20 protein-coding genes, 1 tRNA gene and 1 pseudogene are annotated in these 19,215 nt (G+C 72.7%); 11 read left to right on the top strand and 11 right to left on the bottom strand.

The features are described from left to right. Window positions 1–154: 154 nt before the first annotated feature. Genes BU52_RS02800 through BU52_RS02815 form a run of 4 tightly spaced genes read left to right on the top strand, consistent with a single transcriptional unit; the run spans window position 155 to window position 4,401 of the window. The gene (locus BU52_RS02800; RefSeq protein ID WP_200881138.1) at window positions 155–1,438 is read left to right on the top strand and encodes an ABC transporter substrate-binding protein; all 1,284 of its coding nucleotides are present in this window, start codon (window positions 155–157) and stop codon (window positions 1,436–1,438) included. Further along, complete coding sequence (locus tag BU52_RS02805; protein WP_037927190.1) at window positions 1,435–2,364, top strand: carbohydrate ABC transporter permease; 930 nt, start codon at window positions 1,435–1,437, stop codon at window positions 2,362–2,364. The genes BU52_RS02800 and BU52_RS02805 overlap by 4 nt, the downstream gene beginning before the upstream one ends. Continuing rightward, a complete protein-coding gene (locus BU52_RS02810) occupies window positions 2,364–3,197 on the top strand; it encodes a carbohydrate ABC transporter permease (RefSeq protein WP_037927193.1) in 834 nt (277 codons plus the stop codon). Before BU52_RS02805 ends, BU52_RS02810 begins: the two co-directional genes overlap by 1 nt. Window positions 3,198–3,222: 25 nt before the next feature. Continuing rightward, window positions 3,223–4,401, top strand: coding sequence for an ABC transporter ATP-binding protein (locus BU52_RS02815; RefSeq protein WP_037927195.1), 1,179 nt, complete (start codon window positions 3,223–3,225; stop codon window positions 4,399–4,401). Window positions 4,402–4,412: 11 nt separating this feature from the next. Here the strand turns inward: BU52_RS02815 and BU52_RS02820 are convergent, their stop codons facing one another. The 5 genes from BU52_RS02820 to BU52_RS02840 all read right to left on the bottom strand — a co-directional run bounded on the left by BU52_RS02820 (window position 4,413) and on the right by BU52_RS02840 (window position 7,426). Next, window positions 4,413–4,940 (bottom strand): NUDIX hydrolase family protein, encoded by a 528-nt coding sequence (locus BU52_RS02820; protein WP_037927199.1) that lies wholly within the window; start codon window positions 4,938–4,940, stop codon window positions 4,413–4,415. 31 nt (window positions 4,941–4,971) lie between these two features. Continuing rightward, window positions 4,972–5,784, bottom strand: a complete 813-nt coding sequence (locus BU52_RS02825; RefSeq protein WP_037927887.1) for an SAM-dependent methyltransferase — start codon at window positions 5,782–5,784, stop codon at window positions 4,972–4,974. Window positions 5,785–5,903: 119 nt separating this feature from the next. Beyond that, window positions 5,904–6,566, bottom strand: coding sequence for an HhH-GDP family DNA glycosylase (locus BU52_RS02830; RefSeq protein ID WP_037927200.1), 663 nt, complete (start codon window positions 6,564–6,566; stop codon window positions 5,904–5,906). A gap of 2 nt (window positions 6,567–6,568) precedes the next feature. Further along, entirely contained in the window at window positions 6,569–6,901 is a 333-nt protein-coding gene (locus tag BU52_RS02835) for a DUF3140 domain-containing protein (protein WP_037927203.1), read from the bottom strand. 42 nt (window positions 6,902–6,943) lie between these two features. Continuing rightward, complete coding sequence (locus BU52_RS02840; RefSeq protein ID WP_037927206.1) at window positions 6,944–7,426, bottom strand: Dps family protein; 483 nt, start codon at window positions 7,424–7,426, stop codon at window positions 6,944–6,946. A gap of 266 nt (window positions 7,427–7,692) precedes the next feature. Between BU52_RS02840 and BU52_RS02845 the strand changes: the two genes are divergently transcribed. Together BU52_RS02845 and BU52_RS02850 are read left to right on the top strand one after the other, a co-directional pair. Further along, window positions 7,693–8,880, top strand: a complete 1,188-nt coding sequence (locus tag BU52_RS02845) for a thiolase family protein (protein ID WP_037927209.1) — start codon at window positions 7,693–7,695, stop codon at window positions 8,878–8,880. Between the two features lie 77 nt (window positions 8,881–8,957). Beyond that, the gene (locus BU52_RS02850; protein WP_078903075.1) at window positions 8,958–9,731 is read left to right on the top strand and encodes a sulfite exporter TauE/SafE family protein; all 774 of its coding nucleotides are present in this window, start codon (window positions 8,958–8,960) and stop codon (window positions 9,729–9,731) included. Here BU52_RS02850 and BU52_RS02855 read toward each other — a convergent pair. Further along, a complete protein-coding gene (locus BU52_RS02855) occupies window positions 9,717–11,123 on the bottom strand; it encodes a diacylglycerol/lipid kinase family protein (RefSeq protein WP_037927218.1) in 1,407 nt (468 codons plus the stop codon). The genes BU52_RS02850 and BU52_RS02855 overlap by 15 nt on opposite strands. A gap of 120 nt (window positions 11,124–11,243) precedes the next feature. Between BU52_RS02855 and BU52_RS02860 the strand changes: the two genes are divergently transcribed. Then, entirely contained in the window at window positions 11,244–11,993 is a 750-nt protein-coding gene (locus BU52_RS02860; protein WP_037927221.1) for a cobalt-precorrin-6A reductase, read from the top strand. A 9-nt stretch (window positions 11,994–12,002) separates the two neighbouring features. Here the strand turns inward: BU52_RS02860 and cobF are convergent, their stop codons facing one another. Continuing rightward, on the bottom strand, window positions 12,003–12,776 hold the full coding sequence (gene cobF, locus BU52_RS02865) for a precorrin-6A synthase (deacetylating) (RefSeq protein ID WP_037927223.1): 774 nt from the start codon (window positions 12,774–12,776) through the stop codon (window positions 12,003–12,005). Between the two features lie 54 nt (window positions 12,777–12,830). Beyond that, a complete protein-coding gene (locus BU52_RS02870; protein ID WP_037927225.1) occupies window positions 12,831–13,361 on the bottom strand; it encodes a DUF309 domain-containing protein in 531 nt (176 codons plus the stop codon). Window positions 13,362–13,465: 104 nt separating this feature from the next. On the opposite strand from BU52_RS02870, the gene BU52_RS02875 reads away from it, so the two are divergent. Both BU52_RS02875 and BU52_RS02880 read left to right on the top strand, forming a co-directional pair. Further along, a tRNA-Pro gene (locus BU52_RS02875) sits at window positions 13,466–13,539 on the top strand. A 241-nt stretch (window positions 13,540–13,780) separates the two neighbouring features. Beyond that, window positions 13,781–14,605, top strand: a complete 825-nt coding sequence (locus BU52_RS02880) for a M23 family metallopeptidase (RefSeq protein ID WP_167343492.1) — start codon at window positions 13,781–13,783, stop codon at window positions 14,603–14,605. Between the two features lie 204 nt (window positions 14,606–14,809). Here BU52_RS02880 and BU52_RS02885 read toward each other — a convergent pair whose 3' ends face one another. Continuing rightward, entirely contained in the window at window positions 14,810–14,995 is a 186-nt protein-coding gene (locus BU52_RS02885) for a hypothetical protein (protein ID WP_157847801.1), read from the bottom strand. A gap of 456 nt (window positions 14,996–15,451) precedes the next feature. Continuing rightward, window positions 15,452–16,393: an endonuclease/exonuclease/phosphatase family protein gene (locus BU52_RS02890; protein WP_235216250.1), complete on the bottom strand. Its 942-nt coding sequence runs from the start codon at window positions 16,391–16,393 to the stop codon at window positions 15,452–15,454. 164 nt (window positions 16,394–16,557) lie between these two features. Here BU52_RS02890 and BU52_RS02895 point away from each other — a divergent pair, with 164 nt between their 5' ends. Together BU52_RS02895 and BU52_RS02900 are read left to right on the top strand one after the other, a co-directional pair. After that, window positions 16,558–17,538, top strand: coding sequence for an aldo/keto reductase (locus BU52_RS02895; RefSeq protein WP_037927234.1), 981 nt, complete (start codon window positions 16,558–16,560; stop codon window positions 17,536–17,538). Window positions 17,539–17,602: 64 nt separating this feature from the next. Beyond that, window positions 17,603–18,409: pseudogene (locus BU52_RS02900) on the top strand (DUF427 domain-containing protein). Here BU52_RS02900 and BU52_RS02905 read toward each other — a convergent pair. Next, window positions 18,399–19,184 (bottom strand): GntR family transcriptional regulator, encoded by a 786-nt coding sequence (locus BU52_RS02905; protein WP_037927235.1) that lies wholly within the window; start codon window positions 19,182–19,184, stop codon window positions 18,399–18,401. The pseudogene BU52_RS02900 and the gene BU52_RS02905 sit on opposite strands and share 11 nt — an antisense overlap. Window positions 19,185–19,215 lie beyond the last annotated feature (31 nt).

Here is a 19,215-nt window from a genome sequence, read left to right on the forward strand (position 1 = left end):
CGTCCGTACGCCGCTCGCACACACGGGCGGGTCCAGGCGAATCGTCAGCAGATGTCCTTGATGTCACCCTGTGTACTGCTTAACGTTCCCCGGGTAGGCACCGCCGCGGGCTCCGACACCCGCGCCGCGACCCCGGGAGCGAGGTGTGGAGCGCGTGCACGCGAGGCGCGGACGTACCGGAGGGCCGCGACGGACGCGGGCGCTGGTCGCGCTGACCCTGCTGGCATCGACGCTCGCCGCCTGCGGCGGTGACGAGGACACCTCCCGCCCCACCCTCAACTGGTACAACTTCCCGGACGACTCCGGCGCCCTGCAACAGGCCGCCGACCGGTGCACCCGGGCGTCCGGCGGCCGCTACCGGATCAGCTACAACAAGCTGCCCCGCGCCGCCGACGGCCAGCGCCAGCAGATGGTGCGCAGGCTCGCCGCCGAGGACGACTCCCTCGACATCCTCGGACTCGACGTCACCTGGGCCGCCGAGTTCGCCGAGGCGCGCTGGATCCGCGAGTGGACCGGCGAGACCAAGCGCCGGGCCACCGAGGGCACGCTGCGCGTCCCCCTGCAGACGGCCACCTGGAAGGGCAGGCTGTACGCCGTCCCGTACAACACCAACGTCCAGCTCCTGTGGTACCGCAAGGACCTGGTGCCCACCCCGCCCAGCACCTGGTCCGAGATGCTGGACACGGCACGCGGCCTCGCCCGGCAGGGCAAACCGCACTACGTGGAGATCCAGGGCGCCCAGTACGAGGGCCTGACCGTCTGGTTCAACTCCCTGGTCAACAGCGCGGGCGGCTCGATCCTCAACCCGAGCGCCACCGAGCCCTCACTCGGTCCGCCCGCCGTACGGGCCGCCTCGATCATGCGCGACCTCGCCCGCTCCCCGGCCGCCGACCCCTCCCTGCCCAACCAGATGGAGGACCAGAACCGCCTGGCCATGGAGTCGGGTGTGGCGGCCTTCGAGGTCAACTACCCCTTCGTCTATCCGTCGATGAGGTCGAACAACCCGCGGCTCTTCGAGGACTTCCGCTGGGCGCCCTACCCCAGGGTGGACGCGGACCGTCCCGCCCGCCCCACCATCGGCGGCATCGACCTCGCCGTCAGTGCCTACTCCCGCCACCCCGGCCTGGCCTTCGAGGCGGCCCTGTGCCTGCGCGACCGGGAGAACCAGCTCACCGCCGCGCTCGAGGGCGGACTGCCGCCCACCCTGCGCGCCCTGTACGACGAACCGTCGTTCATGAAGCAGTACCCCTTCTCCGAGGAGGTCCTGTCCTCCCTGGAGTCGGCGAGCGTACGGCCGCTCACCCCCGCCTACCAGAACGTGTCGATCGCCGTCTCCCACGCCCTGTCCCCGCCGTCGGCCATCGAGCCCGAGAGCGCGGTCGGCACCATCGGGGAGCAGATCGACCAGGCCCTGCGATCCGAGGGTGTGATCCCGTGAGCACCACGGCAGAGCCGGTGAAGGACACGGCGCGGGCCGGGAAGGCCCTCTCCGCCGGTGCCAGGCAGGAGCGCCGGCTGGGCTGGCTCCTGTGCGCGCCGGCCGTCCTGGTCATGGTCGCCGTGACCGCCTACCCCATCGGCTACGCGGTCTACCTGTCCCTCCAGCGCTACGACCTGCGCTTCCCGGCCCGTGCCGAGTTCGTGGGCCTGGACAACTACGGGGCGGTGCTCACCTCGCCGTTCTGGTGGGACGCCTTCTGGGTGACGCTGTTCCTCACCGCCGTGTCCGTGGCGGTGGAACTCGTCCTCGGCATGGGCCTCGCCCTGGTGATGCACCGCACGCTCTTCCTGCGCGGCACCGTGCGCACCGCGGTCCTCGTCCCGTACGGCATCGTCACCGTGGTCGCGGCCTTCTCCTGGCAGTACGCCTGGACCCCCGAACTCGGCTATCTGGCCGAGCTGCTGCCCAGCGGCGACGCCCCGCTCACCGAACAGTGGCCCGCGTTGTGGCTGATCATCCTCGCCGAGGTGTGGAAGACCACGCCGTTCATGGCGCTGCTGCTGCTCGCCGGCCTCGCCCTCGTCCCCGAGGAGACCCTGAAGGCGGCCATGGTCGACGGCGCCACCCCCTGGCAGCGGTTCACCAAGGTCATGCTGCCGCTGATGAAGCCGGCCATCCTGGTCGCCCTGCTCTTCCGGACCCTGGACGCCTTCCGGATCTTCGACAACATCTACGTCCTGACCGCGGGCGCCCACGGCACCGGCTCCCTGTCCATCCTCGGCTACGACAACCTGTTCACCGCGCTGAACCTGGGCATCGGGTCGGCGATCTCGGTCCTGATCTTCCTCTGCGTCGGGATCATCGCCTTCACCTTCGTCAAGCTGTTCGGTGCCGCCGCACCCGGCGCGGAGGTGAAGCGCTGATGGCCGCCGCGGGCAGGACGCACGCGACCCGGTGGGGCGTCGTCAACGTCGTGGTGGTGCTGTACGCCCTTTTCCCGGTGTGGTGGATCGCCGCGCTGTCGTTCAAGGACCCCGGCACCCTCACCGACGGCAACTACATCCCCCGGGACTGGACCTGGGAGAACTACCGGGGCATCTTCGAGACCTCCGAGTTCACCCGGGCGCTGATCAACTCGATCGGCATCGCCCTCATCGCCACCGTGATCGCGGTGATCCTCGGCACCATGGCCGCCTACGCGGTGGCCCGGCTGCGGTTCCCCGGCAAACAGGTCCTCATCGGCATGTCACTGCTCATCGCGATGTTCCCACCGATCTCCCTGGTGTCCCCGCTGTTCGACATCGAGCGGATCATCGGGATCTTCGACACCTGGTCCGGCCTGATCATCCCGTACATGACCTTCTCGCTGCCGCTGGCGATCTACACCCTGTCGGCGTTCTTCCGCGAGATCCCCTGGGACCTGGAGAAGGCCGCCAAGGTGGACGGGGCCACCCCCGCGCAGGCCTTCCGCCTGGTCATCGTGCCGCTGGCCGCGCCGGGGGTGTTCACCACGGCGATCCTGGTGTTCATCTTCTGCTGGAACGACTTCCTGTTCGCGATCTCGCTGACCTCCACCGAGTCCGCGCGCACGGTGCCCGCCGCGATCGCGTTCTTCACCGGCAGCTCGCAGTTCCAGCAGCCCACCGGGTCGATCGCCGCCGCAGCCGTGGTGATCACCGTCCCGATCATCATCTTCGTCCTGCTCTTCCAGCGGCGGATCGTCGCCGGACTCACCTCCGGCGCGGTCAAGGGATGAGCGTGAAGGCAAGGAGGCAGCACCCATGGCCGAGATCGTCCTCGAGGGAGTCACCAAGCGCTATCCCGACGGATCCCTCGCCGTGCGGGACGTGGACCTCGACATCGCCGACGGCGAGTTCGTGATCCTGGTCGGCCCGTCGGGCTGTGGCAAGTCCACCACCCTGAACATGATCGCCGGCCTGGAGGACATCACCGAGGGCACCCTGCGCATCGGCGGCCGGGTCGTCAACGACCTGGCCCCCAAGGAGCGTGACGTCGCCATGGTGTTCCAGAGCTACGCCCTGTACCCGCACATGAGCGTGCGGGAGAACATGGGCTTCCCGCTGCGGCTGGCGAAGGTGGACAAGGCCACCGTCGACACCAAGGTCGAGGAGGCCGCCCGGGTGCTCGACCTGAGCGAGTTCCTGGACCGCAAACCCGCCAACCTCTCCGGCGGACAGCGCCAGCGGGTGGCGATGGGCCGGGCGATCGTCCGCGACCCCAAGGCGTTCCTGATGGACGAACCGCTGTCCAACCTGGACGCCAAGCTGCGCGTGCAGATGCGCACCCAGATCTCCCGGCTGCAGCGCCGCCTGGGCACCACCACCGTGTACGTCACCCACGACCAGACCGAGGCGATGACCCTCGGCGACCGGGTCGTCGTGATGCGGCAGGGCCTGGTCCAGCAGGTCGGCACCCCCGCCGAGCTCTACGACACACCGCGCAACCTGTTCGTCGCCGGCTTCATCGGCTCCCCGGCCATGAACTTCGTCAACGCCACCCTGTCCGCCGGCAGCCTGCGCACTCCGCTGGGCGACCTGCCGCTCGACGACCGCTCGCTCCGGGCGCTGGAACAGCGCCGGGCGCCCCGCGAGGTCATCCTGGGGCTGCGTCCGGAGGCCTTCGAGGACGCGGGCCTCGCCCGTGAGACGGGCGGCCCCCTCGTCACCGCCACGGTGGACGTGCTGGAGTCCCTCGGCTCCGACGCGTACGTCTACTTCAGCGCCGAGGGCGGCCCGGTGACCACCGCCGAACTGCAGGAACTGGCAACGGACTCGGGCCTCGGCGACACGGGTGCCGGAGGCGCCCAGCAGATCGTGGCCCGGTTGAACGCCGCCACCCGCGCCCGCGAGGGCGCACCCGTCGAGCTCCGGATCGACATGGGCAAGGCCCACGTCTTCGACCCGTCGACCGGGGCCAACCTGACCCACCCGGCGAGCTAGCGTCCTCCGCGTCAGATCACACAGCCCGCGTGCGCCAGCGCCTGCTTCAGCAGCACCCCGTGCCCGCCCGGCATCTCGCTCTGCACCGCCGCCGAGACCGCTTCCCGCGGGCTGAACCACACCAGGTCGAGCGCGTCCTGACGGGGCCGGCAGTCACCCGTCACGGGCACGATGTAGGCCAGGGACACCGCGTGCTGACGAGGGTCGTGGAAGGGGGTGATGCCCTGGGTGGGGAAGTACTCCGCGACCGTGAACGGCTGGAGCGACGCGGGGACGCGGGGCAGCGCCACCGGACCGAGGTCCTTCTCCAGGTGACGCAGCAGGGCGTCCCGGACGCGTTCGTGGTGCAGCACCCGGCCGGAGACCAGGGTCCGGCTGACCGTTCCGTCGGGCCCGATGCGCAGCAGCAGACCGACGCTGGTGACTTCGCCGCTGTCGTCGACCCGCACGGGGACGGCCTCGACGTACAGGATCGGCATCTGGGCGCGCGCCATCTCCAGGTCGTCGGAGGACAGCCAGCCCGGCGTGGTTTCGGTCATGTCAGACATTGCTTGATCATACTTTCAGCGGTCAAGGCTTCACGGCCACCGCGCCGTACTGCGGCACCACGACGGCGGAGTCGGACGGGGCGTGCCACCGCGAGCAGGACACCAGGCCGGGCTCGACCAGTTCGAGGTCCTCGAAGAACGCGGTGATGTCCGCGGCGCCGCGAGCGGTGATCGGGGGAGTGGCGTTCTCGTTCCAGAACTCCATGGCGGGGACCTGCAGCTCGCCGCCGACCTCCGGATCGAAGGTGGGGTGCGTGAGCACCAGGAAGCTCCCCGAGGGCACCGCCGCCACGAGCCGGCGCACGATGTCCCGGGCCTCGCCGGTGTCGAGCACGAAGTTCAGAATGCCGAGCATCATCACCGCGACGGGCCTGGCCAGGTCGAGCGTCGCGGCGGCACGCTCCACGATCGCCTCCGGGTCGCGCACGTCGGCGTCGATATAGTCGGTGGCGCCTTCGCTGCTGCCGGTCAGCAGGGCGCGGGCGTGCGCCAGCACGAGCGGGTCGTTGTCGACGTACACGATCCGTGAGTCCGGCGCGACGCGCTGCGCGATCTCGTGGGTGTTGTCCGCGGTCGGCAGCCCCGTGCCCACGTCGAGGAACTGCCGCACACCGCGCTCACGGGTGAGGTACGTCACCGCCCGGCCCAGGAAGTCGCGGTCCGCGCGGGCGATGTCCCGGATGACCGGGATGATCGAGGCGACGTGGTCCCCGACCCGCCGGTCGACTTCGTAGTTGTCCCTGCCGCCGATCCAGTGGTTCCACACGCGCGCGTTGTGCGCCACACCGGTGTCCAGTCTGGCCGAACCGCTCGGCGGGGTGCGGCTGCCGCCCACGTCGTCTCCCTCTCGCTCGCCCTTACGGCCCGTGCGGACCACCGCGGCCATTGTGCCCCTCGCCTGTTCACGGTGTCCCGTGAACGGGCGAGGGAAGTGCGGTCGGGCCGGCGTGGGTCTCACACGGAGGCGGCCAGGCTCAGGGTGTCCTCGACGACGTCCTTGTCGATCGCGGCACGCACCAACGCGGCCGCGAGCACGGCCGGTTCGGTGCCTCGGGCGAGGCCGAGGAGACGCTCCGGGTCCTGCGGCAGCCCCAGCCGCCGCGCGCCCTGCAGGGCCTTGCCGTCCAGGAGCGGGGCCGCCTCCGGCCAGACGAGCTGGACCTCGCGCAGGAAGATGTCGGCGCCGACGGGGCCGATGCCCGGGAACTCCTGCAGCAGACGGCGCAGTTCGCCGACGTCACCGTCCGCCTCCGCGCGGAGCCCGCGCAGGTCGCCGCCCCAGCGTTCGTTCAGCAGACCGGCCGCGTCGCCCAGTTGGGCCGCGGTGCGCTCGTCGTAGCGTTGGTAGCCGCCCCGGCCCAGCGCGTCCACCCGGTCCTGCCGGCCGGCCCCGGCCATGCGGCGGGGATCGCCCAGCCCCGCCTCGTACACGGCACGGGCGGAGGCCACGGCGATCGACCCCTTGATGCGGGCGCTCAGGAGATGGGCCAGCACCAGCAGCCGGTACAGCGGTTGCGGGGTGTTCCGGAGCCCGATGCCGGCCTCCGCCGCGTAGGTCTCGCCGTGCGTGTCGAGGAGGGCGCGCACCACCGCCCGCCCCTCGTCCCGGCGGGACACGGTCAGGCCTTGAGCGGATCGTGGCCGAGCGTCATCAGACGGTGCCGGCGGGGGGTGTCCTCCGCCAGCGGCTCGTTCTCCAGGTCGGTCTGGGCGGTGACGGCGTCCACGACCTCCTCCATCACGCGCAGGTCGTCCTCGGTGAGGTCGGTGCGGCGCTTCTGCAGTATGGCGAGGACGTGCTGCCCGGTCTCCGGGCCCGCCCGGTCGGGCAGCGGCTCCGTCGTCTCACCTGCGTCACTCACCCGCAGCCAGGCCGCCAGTTCCGCCGACGTCATGTTCACCACTCGGTGGAATTCGTTCCACAGCGCGTCCATCTCGAGGGAGTCGCCCATGATGTGCCCCTTACGTGCGTGTGCTTCCCGGTGCCGCGGCCGTCAGGAGTCGCCGGGGTAGTTCTCCGCCTCGAACATCCAGCGCTGCTTCTCCAGTTCCGCGGTGATCGAGATCAGCAGGTCCTGGGTGACCGGATCGGCCTTCTCGGTGGCGTCGATGCGCTCGCGCAGCCGTGTGACCGCCGCGCCGAGTGCCTCGGTCATCACCTTCACGGCCTGCGCGTCGCGCAGCCAGCCCTCCTTGGGGGCCGGCAGCGAGAAGACCTTGGCGATGGTCTCCGGACGGCCGTCCGGCGGCACGCCGAGCGCCGCCGCCCGTTCCGCCACCGTGTCGGCCTGGGTGCGAGCGACCGAGACCACCTCGTCCAGCTGGAGGTGCACGGAACGGAACCGCGGCCCCACGACGTTCCAGTGGGCCTGCTTCCCGATCAGTGACAGACCGAGCAGGTCCACCAGCGTGTCCTGCAGGGCCTCGCAGGAAACCCGGCGGGCCTCGTCGGGCAGGGTGCTCCTCACGACGGTCATGAAGTGCCGTTCCTCCTTCTCGCTTCGTCCGTGGTTCCGCGGGGCGGTGCCTCGCGCTCGTCCTCGCCGACGCGGGCCGCGCTCCGCGGCCCCTCCATGGACGCGCGGGTGCCCGTGGCCCTCCGGGGCAAACGCGCGGGTGCGGGTGCGGCCGGGATCTTCCCAGAGGGCCGTCCGCCGGTCTATAGTCGAAAACTAGCAGTGCTAATTACGAGCAGCCTCGCCGGTCACGGCCTCGCGACCGGAACCGGGTCAGGAGTCCAGTCGTGCGTCCCGTCCACTTCGCGGCCGCCCGCCGCACCCCCATCGGCAAATTGCGCGGAGCCCTTTCCGCCGTACGGCCCGACGACCTCGCCGCCGCCGTCGTCCGCGGCCTGGTGGCCGACGTGCCCGCGCTGGACCCGGCCCGCGTCGACGACGTCTACTGGGGCGCGGCCAACCAGGCCGGCGAGGACAACCGCAACGTGGCCCGCATGGCCGCCCTGCTCGCCGGGCTCCCCGACTCCGTGCCGGGTGCCACGGTCAACCGGCTGTGCGCCTCCGGACTGGAGGCCGTCACCACCGCCGCCCGCACCGTCGCGGCCGGCGAGGCCGACATCGTGATCGCGGGCGGCTCCGAGTCGATGAGCCGCGCCCCGTTCGTCCTGCCCCGCCCCGACGAGGCGCTCCCGCACCGCATGGAGACCGCCGACACCCGCCTGGGCTGGCGGCTGGTCAACCCCGCCATGAAGGACCTGCACGGTCTGCTCGCCATGGGGGAGACGGCCGAGGAGGTCGCCACCCGGTACGGCATCCCGCGCGAACGGCAGGACGAGTTCGCCCTGCGCAGCCACCAACGTGCCGCCGACGCCCGCAGACACGGCCACTTCGACGACGAGCTCCTGCCCGTGACCCGCCCGGACGGGGTGGTCGTCGACGCCGACGAGTGCATCCGCGAGGACACCTCGGTCGAGAAGCTGGCCCGGCTGAAGCCCGCCTTCCGCTCGGGCGGAACGGTGACCGCGGGCAACGCCTCCCCGATGAACGACGGCGCGGCCGGCCTGCTCCTGGTCAGCGAGGAGGCCCTGAACGACCTGGGACTGGAGTCGCTCGGCCGCTATGTCGCCGGTGCCTCCGCGGGCGTCCACCCGGACGTCATGGGCATCGGCCCGGTCCCCGCGACGCGCAAGGTGCTCTCCCGCGTCGGCTGGACCGTCGCCGACCTCCAGGAGGCCGAGTTCAACGAGGCGTTCGCGGCCCAGGCGCTCGCCTGCGTGGACCAGCTCGGCATCGACCCCGGCCTGGTCAACCCCAGCGGCGGCGCGATCGCCCTCGGTCACCCGCTGGGCTGTTCCGGGGCCCGCATCCTGACCACCCTGCTGCACCGGATGCGCCGCACCGGCGCCGAACGCGGACTGGCGACGATGTGCGTGGGCGTGGGGCAGGGGAGCGCGGTGCTGGTCGAACGGCACTGACCACCGCCGCCGGGGAGCCACCGGGCGGGACGTTCCGTACGGGCATCCGTTGCTTGCACGTAGCATCGGTCCCCGCAATGAACACCATGACGCTCTGGCACCTCGACGGCTGGGAATTCGCCGCGCTCGCCTTCGCCGCCCTGCTCGTCGGCTTCTCCAAGACCGCCGTCAGCGGGGCCAACACGGTCAGTCTCGCGATCTTCGCCGCCGTCCTGCCCGCCCGCGCCTCCACCGGCGTCCTGCTGCCCATCCTGATCGCCGGTGACGTGCTCGCCGTCCTCGTCTACCGGCGGCACGCCCACTGGCCGACGCTGTGGCGGCTGTTCCCGGCGGTCGCCGCGGGCGTCGTCGTCGGCACCGTGTTCCTGATGTGGGCCGACGACGGCGTCGTACGGACCTCGATCGGGGCGATCCTGCTGCTGATGGCCGGGGTGACGGTCTGGCGGCGGCGCCGGGCCGCTGCCGGGGAGGAGCCCGACGGGCTCACCACCCGGGCGGGCCGTGTCAAGGCCCGCTCCTACGGCGTCCTCGGCGGCTTCACCACCATGGTCGCCAACGCGGGCGGCCCGGTGATGTCGCTGTACCTGCTCTCCGCGGGCTTCCGGAAGCTGGGGTTCCTGGGCACCTCGGCGTTCTTCTTCCTGATCGTCAACACCTCCAAGCTGCCCTTCAGCGCCGGTCTCGGTCTCATCGACGCCGACTCCCTGCTGCTCGACGCCGCGCTGGTGCTGTTCGTGGTGCCCGGCGCGCTGCTCGGCAGATGGGCCGTGGACAGGATCAACCAGCGGCTCTTCGAGCAGTTGGTCATCGCGGCGACCGTGGCGGGCGGCGTACAGCTACTGGTGGGCTGAGGAGGACGGCCGGTCCGGCCGCCGGGGCCCGTGGGGCGCGGCGAACGGGCGGTGCAGCCGGCGGGGCGCGGCGGTACGGCCCACCGTCGCCGCCAGCTTCCGCAGCCGCCGCCAGTCCAGCCGGGGCGGGGGCGGCGTGACGCCGGGCCGCTTGCGCGGGACCCGGACGCGGAGCACGCCCGGCGCGATGCGGCAGTGCACGGGCGCCGGGAGCACCACGGCCTCCCCGTCGACGCCGGCCGCGATCTCCTCGCGGTCCGCCTCGATCACGACCTCGGGAGCGGTCAGGCTCGTGAGCGCGCTCGGGTCCGGGTTGAGCAGCAGCCCGGCGGCGCTGATGGCGCCCTCCAGTTTGACCCCGAGGACCCCCAGCACGGCGGAGTCGAGCCGTTCACGCCGGCCGAGCCCGAAGGGGTCACCGGTGCGGTACGGATTGTTGCTGACCAGCACGGCCTGCGGCGCGACGAGCACCGTGTCCCCCGCCCGGGCGACCAGCCGGGGCCCCTGCTGACCCGTGAGCAGGTCCGGCAGCATCTCCAGGCTGGTGCCGATCTTGTCGTCGCGGTAGGCGGGGCTCTGCACGATCGCCGCGTACGCGCCGAAGGAGGCGTTGTTGACGAACGGCTGCTCACCCGCGAACCCCAGGTCGACGCGGAGTTCCACGCCGTCGGTCAGCGCGTCGAGACAGGCGGCCGGGTCCCCCCGGTCGAGGCCGAGGTCCAGGGCGAAGTGGTTGCGGGTCCCGGCGCTGATGACCAGGAACGGGACGTCGTGCTCGGCGGCCACGGCCGCGACCAGCGCCTGTGTGCCGTCGCCACCGGCGGCGCCCAGCAGATCGGCCCCGTCCGCGACAGCGGCCCGGGCCAGCGCGGTCACGTCGTGCTGCTCGCCGGGCTCCAGAACCACCACCCGGGCGCCCATCCGCTCGGCCTTCTCCCGCAGCCGGAACCGGCCGACCTTGCCGCCACCCGAACGGGGATTCATGATCAGCACCGGCTTCCGGGGCGGCGGCAGCCGCCGCTCCCGCCGGTCGGCGTGCCCGCCGCCCGTTCCGCGCAGCGCGAAGCGGCCGCTCCACACCGCGAGACACCAGAAGACCAGCGACATCAGCAGGCCCCAGAACAGGGTCACCGCGAACAGGGCGAGCAGACCTGCCGGCACGCACACGGCGATCAGCGCGGACACCCAGCGCAGCGGACCCCGCAGGGTCAGCGTCCACCACACGGCGGCGGCGCTCAGCGCCAGCCCCACGACCCCGCACACCAGCAGCAGCAGGCCGCGCAGCCCGCCGTAGACCAACGGGGTCGCCACCGCGAGCGCGGCGGCGGCCAGCGCCCCCCGGGCCGCCCAGCGCTGGGCGTGGTAGCCCCGCTCGCTCCAGTCCACGGCCATGACTCCTTCGGTCGCCCGGCGTCATCGTAGGGCGTGAGCGCGCATCCGTGCGGCCGGACGGTGATCACGCACGCTCGGGCCGGCGCCGGACGTGTCGCCCTGGCCCCGTACCCTCGGCGCATGTCCCCGCACGTCCTGGTCCTCGGCGGCACCACCGAGGCACGCGAACTGGCCGCCGCGCTGACCACCTGCCCCGGAACGCGGGTGACCACCTCGCTCGCCGGACGGGTGAGCCGTCCGGGCGCCGTCGCCGGTGACGTGCGCGTCGGTGGCTTCGGCGGGGCGGAGGGACTCGCCGCCTGGCTGCGCGAGCGGCGCGTGGACTGCGTGGTGGACGCGACGCACCCCTTCGCCGGGACGATCACGGCGAACGCGGTACGGGCGGCGACGGCCACCGGAGTGCCCCTGGTGGTCCTGCGCCGTCCCGCCTGGCGGCCCGGTCCGGGGGACCGCTGGCACCCGGCCCCGTCACTGGAGGCGGCGGCCGCCCTGCTGCCCCGGCTCGGACACCGGGTGTTCCTCACGACGGGCCGCCTGGGCCTCGCGGCCTTCGCCCATCTGGCGGAACTGCGGTTCGTCGTGCGGTCGGTGGAGCCCCCCGGGCCACCCCTGCCCGCGCATACGCACGTGCTGCTGGCCCGCGGCCCCTTCACCGTGGCCGGCGAGACGGCCCTCCTGCGCGACCACCGCATCGACGTACTGGTGACGAAGGACAGCGGGGGAGCGGCGACCTCCGCCAAACTCACCGCGGCCCGCGACCTCGGCCTCCCGGTCGTCGTCGTGCGACGCCCGCCCCTGCCGGACGGGGTCGCCGCCGTCGACGACGTACCGGAGGCCCTGCGCCGCCTCGACGCCCTGCGCGCGCACTGACCGCCGGGCTCAGCCCTGGCCCGGTCCGCGGCGCAGCAGGTACGTGTCCATGATCCAGCCCTTGCGCTCCCGGGCCTCCGCGCGCAGCCGCTCGATACGGGGACCGGCCTCCGCCAGGGGCCCGGAGACGAGGATCTCGTCCGGGGTGCCGATGTAGGCGCCCCAGTAGATGTCGACGTCCTGCTCGGCGTACGCACGGAAGGCCTGATGGGCGTCCAGCATCACCACCACGTCGTCCACGCCCTCCGGGAAGCCCTCGGCGAGCCGCCGGCCCGTGGTGATCTGCACCGGACGGGCGACACGGTTGAGCCCCGTACGGTGCCGGGCCACCAGCGCCGACACACTGCTGATGCCCGGCACGACGTCGTACGTGAAGGGAACGGCTCCGCGCTCCAGGACCTCTTCGAGGATCGCGAGGGTGCTGTCGTACAGCGACGGGTCGCCCCACACGAGGAAGGCTCCCGTCTCGTCCTCCCGCAGTTCCCGCGCGATCAGCCGCTCGTAGATGTCCGCGCGGGCGCTGCGCCAGTCCCCGACGGCGGGGGAGTAGGCCTGGCCGCCGGCCGTGCGGTCCCGCTCCGGGTCACGCGCCTCCACGACGCGGTAGGCACCCTCCGGTACGTGCGCGTCCAGCATGTCCCGGCGCAGCCGGGTCAGGTCCGCCTTCGCCTCCCCCTTGTCCAGGATGAAGAACACGTCCGTGCTCCGCAGCGCCTTGACCGCCTGAAGGGTCAGCTGGTCGGGGTCGCCCGCGCCGATACCGATGACATGAATCTCTCGCACGCCCCGAGTCTGCCCCACACCCCCGGCGGCCCGTGCACCGCGTCCGGTCTCCCGTCAGCGAGGCCCCCGCAGCCGGGGCGCCCGCGCCGCCGCGTCCACCGCAACGCCGCCGCCCCGCTCCGCTTCCGCAGCCAGCCCCCGGGCCCAGGCAATCACACCGGGAAGGTCGATCCCGTGCGGCCGGGGACCCGCCCCCGCAGCCCACTCCTCCACCGCGCCGGCCCCGCGCCGCAGCAGCCGCGCCCCGCCGGTGACGTTCCCGCGCGCGGCGTGCGTGAGCCCCACGGCGAGCTGGGCCAGCCCCCGCCACAGCTCCCGTTCCTCCCGAGGCCCCGACTTCCACGCGTCCTCGAAGACCTCGTGCGCGTGGAACGGCTTCCCCTCGTCCAGCAGCCGCTGTGCCTCCGCGACGCTCTCCTCGGGCCGCCGCACGACCCCTTCGGGCTGTCGCGGCACCCCCTCCGCGCCGTACGGCAGGGGCCGCCCGAGCCCGTCCCGGGGCCGTGCGTTGCGCGCCCGCCCCTCGGCGTCCCGGTCCCGCGCGGCGGCCGTCCGGTGCGGGGGAGTGCTGTCGGTGCTGTCCATGCCCCGATTGTCCCAAGCCCGGACTCGCTTCGGCGCGGGCGTGGGTGTGGGGTAAAGTGAGGGTCGCGCGATCACGCGGTTCACTTCACCGCACGTGAACGCACCGGGACGTGGCGCAGCTTGGTAGCGCACTTGACTGGGGGTCAAGGGGTCGCAGGTTCAAATCCTGCCGTCCCGACTTTGCGAAGTCGCAGGCCAAGGGCCGGTTTCGAAGGCATTCGAAACCGGCCCTTGGCCATTGTCGGGGACCGGTTGTCACGTCGGGGCTCACCGTCCGCAAACGCGTCTCTCCGCATCCTGCAAATGACATGCTCTCGTCATGGGAAGGGATAGCTTCAAAGTTCCAACGTCCCGACCTTCTCTTCCCCCCGGGAGCCCGTATGTGCGTCGACCACTCCTCTGCGGAACCCTCGACCGGCGTGAGCAGACGCACGCTGATGCGCGGCGCCGCCGCCGCGGTCGGCGGCCTCGCGGTCGGCGGCGGGAGCCTGCTCGCCGCCGGCCCCGCGCACGCCGCCGACTTCTACAACCCCTTCAGCGGCTACACGATGACCGGCACGTGGCAGGACCACCTCAACAGGGGCTCCCTGGGCGGCATCGACTACGGCATGGGCGTCGGCACCCGGCTACCCGCGGCCGGTGCCGGAACGGTCTACAACACCCCGGACAACGGGACCGGCGGGCACACGGTGACCATCCGGCACAGCAACGGCTACCGCACGCAGTACATGCACCTCTCCCAGTTCCTGCTCGCCAACGGAACCTGGGTCGGCATCGGCGGCGCCGTCGGACTCTCCGGCGGAGCGGTGGGGGCCCCCGGTTCCGGCTCGTCCACCGGTCCGCACGTCCACTGGCACATGATCGACCCCAACGGGGTCCGCATCAACCCGCTCACCTACCTCGGAGGCGGGGGCGGCGCGCTGCCGAAGACCTCGACGGAGTACGACGGCGTGCCGGGGACGGTCTTCTGGATGCGGGCGCAGAACTGGCTGTCGATCGAGTCCGGTTACACCGGACCGATCGACGGCGTCCCGGGGGTGAACACCTACATGGCCCTCCAGCGGAACATGCGTGACCACTACGGCTACACCGGCCCCATCGACGGGGTCCCGGGCAAGTACACCTACATGGCCCTCCAGCGGCTGGCCGCCAAGTACGGCTACACCGGCCCCATCGACGGCGTGATGGGGCCCAACTCCTGGCGTGCGGTGGCCCGTTTCCTCAACGAGGACCGCTGGGACTGACGGAACCGCCGGCCGCACGGAAGCGGCCGAGGCCCGCCCGGGCACGGTGTCCGGTCGGGCCTCCCCAGGTGCTCGGCCCCCAGGCGGGGACGACGTCGGCGACGGGCACCTCGATCATCGTTTCCGGGGTTCCTCCCCTTCGTCCGCCGAGGGGAACGGGACGGGGCCCTGCCCGGATCTGCTCCGGGCAGGGCTCCTCCTCACTCAGCGGCACCCGTCAGTCGGCGTCGAGTTGCACCTCCTCGTATGCCCGTCGCCGTCGGGGACGTAGTCGGGCACGTAGTAGCCGGGATTCAGCTGGGCATCGTGCCGGCCCAGCCTCCAGTACCGCTCGCCGGACCGGGCGGAGACGACCGTGAAGGGAGCGCCGTGCGTACTCGGGTAGAACATGGCGGCTTCCCGCGGCAGCCCGTACTGCTGTGCCGTCCCGAGAGCCTCGCGCACGGCCCCCGGCCAACCGCCCGAGTCGGACAGCGCGTCGGCATCCGGTCCGAGGACGCCGTGGGTCGGTGTCCTGCTGAACCAGGAAGTCGCGGAGACCGTCGACGAGTCGGCCCGTGCCGGGTGGCGCGGCGAACGCCGGCGTCACCGGCGCGACGGTCGCGGGGACCGCGAGCGCCGCACCCGAGGCCAGGAGCCTTACGGCCCGTGGTCTGTGCATCGGTCTCCCTTCGGAGGACCCAAGGACCGGCTGCCGGACGGCAGTCGGCAGCCGAGAGTCCTGACCAAACTGACCCTTTCCGTGTCCGTGCTTCCCGTACGCGTCCTCCTGCCCGGCGGCCCGGCTATCCCCGGGTGAGGGCCAGGGACGTGACGTGGGCCGCCCTTGAGGGCCCTTCGGCGGCGTCAGAGCAGGGTGACCCGGGCCGCCACCGGAAGATGGTCGCTGCCGGTGGCGGGCAGGGCGCGGATGTGGTCGACGCGCGCCGAGCGCGCCATGACCTGGTCGATCCGCACCAGCGGCAGGCCCGCGGGGTAGCTGAAGGCGAAGCCCCGCCGCGCCCCGTCCAACCGTGAGGTCAGCGGGGCCAGTCCGCGGTCGTCGACCGTGCCGTTGAGGTCGCCCAGCAGGATCACCCGGTCCAGCCGCTCGGCGGCCAGGGCCCTGCCCAGCATCCCGGCACTCTCGTCGCGCCGGGAGGAGGCCAGGCCCCCCGCGCCGAAGCGGACCGAGGGCAGGTGCGCGACGTACGCCGCGACCGCGCCGTGCGGGGTGTGCACCACGGCCCGCAGTCCGCGGTTCCACGGCCCCGTAATGCCCCGGGGCCTGATGTCCAGCGGGCGTGAGCCGGTGAGCGGATACCTCGACCACAGCCCGACGGTGCCCCGGACGGCGTGGTACGGGTAGTCCGCGGCGAGCGTCCTGGCGTAGACCGGCAGCGCGGCAGGCACCAGCTCCTGCAGCGCGATGAGGTCGGGCCCGGTGCCGGCCAGGGCCCGGGCCGTGCCCGCCGGGTCGGGGTTCTCGTCGCTGACGTTGTGCTGCACCACCACCAGGCCGCGCGGGCCGGACGCCGCCCCGGGCAGCAGCGATCCGGCGTACAACTGTGTCCAGGCGGCGGCGGGCAGCAGCAGGGCCAGCAGGGCGACGGCCGAACGGCGCAGCAGGGCCCAACCGGTGAGCAGGACGATCACCAGACCCAGCCACGGCAGGAACGTGTCCAGCAGACTGCCCAGCCGGCCCGGCGAGTCGGGCACCGCCCCGGGGAACGCCAGCAGCCCCGCCGTCAGCACGGCGCACCCGGCGAGCACCCGGCCCCGCGTCCACACGCACCGGCCCCACGGCACCGCCGTCCGCCGCGCATCGCCGCCCTCCCGCTCCACCCGGTTCCCCCCTCCACTCGGCTCGTCGGCCAGGACACGGCGCCGCTCCCTTGACCTGGAGCGCACTTCAGCGGGAAGACTCCCGTTCCGTCCCCCGGCAACGGGGTGGGAAACGGGAGGGATCCGCCATGAAGTACCGCACCATCGGAACCGGTCCGCACAGCCGTCGCGTGAGCGTACTCGCGCTCGGCGCGATGCTGTTCGGGTCGGTGACCGACGAGAAGACCGCCTTCGCCCTGCTCGACCGCTATGCCGAGGCCGGCGGGAACTTCATCGACACGTCCGACAACTACGCCTTCTGGACCGACGGCGGCCAGGGCGGACAGAGCGAGGAACTGCTCGGCCGCTGGCGGCGCAGCCGGGGCGTGGGGAACGAGATCGTCTTCGCCACCAAGCTCGGCGCGCGGCCCCTCGCCCCCGGCACGAGCTACACCGACAACCCCGAGGGGCTGTCCGCGAAGGTGATCCGGGAGTCGTCCGAGCGCAGCCGCGAGAGGCTGGGGCTGGAGCGGCTGGACCTGCTGTACGCGCACATCGACGACCACACCGTCCCGCAGCGGGAGACGGTCGAGGCCTTCGGCGGCCTCGTCGCCGACGGCACCGTGGGACTGCTCGGCGTGAGCAACCAGGCCGTGTGGCGGGTGGAGCGGGCCCGCGCGCTCGCGGCGGCGGCCGGACTGCCCGGCTACGAGGTCCTGCAGTACCAGCACAGCCATCTGCGCCCCCGTACCGACATCCCGGCCGACCTCTTCCCGGACGGCAGTCTCGGCCACGCGGGGGCGGAACTGGCCTGCTACCTCCGAGCCGAGCCGGCACTGACCCTGGTCGCCTACTCGCCGCTGCTCAAGGGCGCCTACACGCACCCCGGACGGCTGCCCCACGACTACGACCACCCGGGCACCCCGGCCCGCCTCGCGGTGCTGCACGAGATCGCCCGGGAGACCGGCGCGACGCCGGGCCAGGTGGTCCTGGCCTGGCAGATCGGCCACGCACTGCCGGTCATCCCGCTCGCCGGGGTGTCCTCCCCGGCCCAGCTCGAGGAGAACCTGGCGGCGGTGGACCTCGAACTGTCCCCGGAGCAGCGGGCCCGGCTGGACGCGGCGCACTGAGACGTCCGCGCCGCCCGGTGGGACCGTGGAAGGGGTACCCGGACCCACGAAGGAGAGCCCCGCCATGACCACCCACCCCGCCGCCCGTGCCCTGCGGGCGACCCCCGAAGGCCTGCTGTGGGAGCCCAGCGAGCGCTGGGTGCGCGGCGTCCGGGGCGACGTCACCGTCGTCGACAGCCGCCACCCGGTGCTCGTCTGGGAGCCGCGGCTACCCGTCCCGCAGTAGGCCTTCCCCCGCGAGGAGGTGCGCACGGACCTGCTGCGACCCGCCCGGCACCCGCCCGTGGAGGAGCGCACGGGCCCGGCGGTCTTCTACGACCTCGTCGCGGGCGGCGACCCGCGCCCGAACGCCGCCTGGACCTTCCCCGGCGAGGACCTGTCCGGGCACATCGCCTTCGCGTGGTTCGGGCGCACCGGCACCGGACTCGACCACTGGTACGAGGAGGACGAGGAGGTCTTCGTCCACCCCCGCGACCCGTACAAGCGGGTGGACGCCATGCCCAGCAGCCGCCACGTCCTCGTGGAGATCGGCGGCACGGTCGTCGCCGACACCCGCGCACCGGTCCTGCTCTTCGAGACGTCGCTGCCGATCCGCTACTACCTGCCGCGTGAGGACGTGCGTCTGGATCTCTTCGAGCCCACGGACCACAGCACCCGGTGCCCGTACAAGGGCACGGCGCGGGAGTACTGGTCCTGGCACGGTGCGGGCGCCGTGCCGCCGGACATCCTGTGGAGCTATCCCGATCCGCTGCCCGCCGTGGCCGCGATCAAGGGCCGTGTGGCCTTCTTCAACGAGGTGGTCGACCTCACCGTGGACGGCGAGCGGCTGCCGCGCCCGGTCACCCCGTTCAGCGCCGGCCTCAGGACCTGACCAGCAGCTGGAAGTCGAACGAGTACCGGGACGCGCGGTAGATGTGGGTGCCGTACTCCACCGGCCGGCCCGTGTCGTCGTAGGCCGTGCGCTGCATGGTGAGCAGGGCGGCGCCCTCCCTCTCGTCGAGGCGGGCGGCCTCCTGGGCGGTGGCCGAGCGGGCGCCGACGGTCTGGCGGGCGCTGTGCAGGGTGACGCCGGCCGACCGCAGCATCCGGTAGAGGCCGGTCGACTCCAGGCGGGCGGTGTCCAGCTCCAGCAGGTCCCCCGGGAGGTAGTTGCACAGCAGGGCGACCGGCCGGCCGTGGGTGCGCCGCAGCCGTTCCAGGAGGACGACCTCGCCGCCCTCCGCCAGCCCGAGGGCGGCGGCGACGTCGCCCGGGGCCGGGACCGTCTCGTTGCGGACGACCTGTGTGGTCGGGCCCTGGCCGGCCGCCTCCAGGTCGTCGTACAGGCTGCTCAGCTCCAGGGGGCGCCTGACCTGACTGTGCACCACCTGGGTGCCCACCCCGCGCCGCCGGACCAGGAGCCCCTTGTCGACGAGGGACTGGATGGCCTGGCGGACGGTGGGGCGGGACAGACCGAGGCGTACGGAGAGGTCGACCTCGTTGCCCAGGAGATTGCCGGGAGCGAGGACGCCGTGCTCGATCGCCGCCTCGAGCTGCTGGGCGAGCTGGTGGTACAGCGGCACCGGACTGCCCCGGTCCAGGGCGAAGTCCAGGGTGCTCAGCGCGGGTCCGGTCGCGGCGCGTGCGGGGTCACCGGTCTTCGCCATGGGAGGTGCCTTCCTGTGGGGACGCGGTCGG

The organism is Streptomyces toyocaensis (assembly GCF_000725125.1).
In the GTDB taxonomy this organism is placed as follows: Bacteria; Actinomycetota; Actinomycetes; order Streptomycetales; family Streptomycetaceae; genus Streptomyces; species Streptomyces toyocaensis.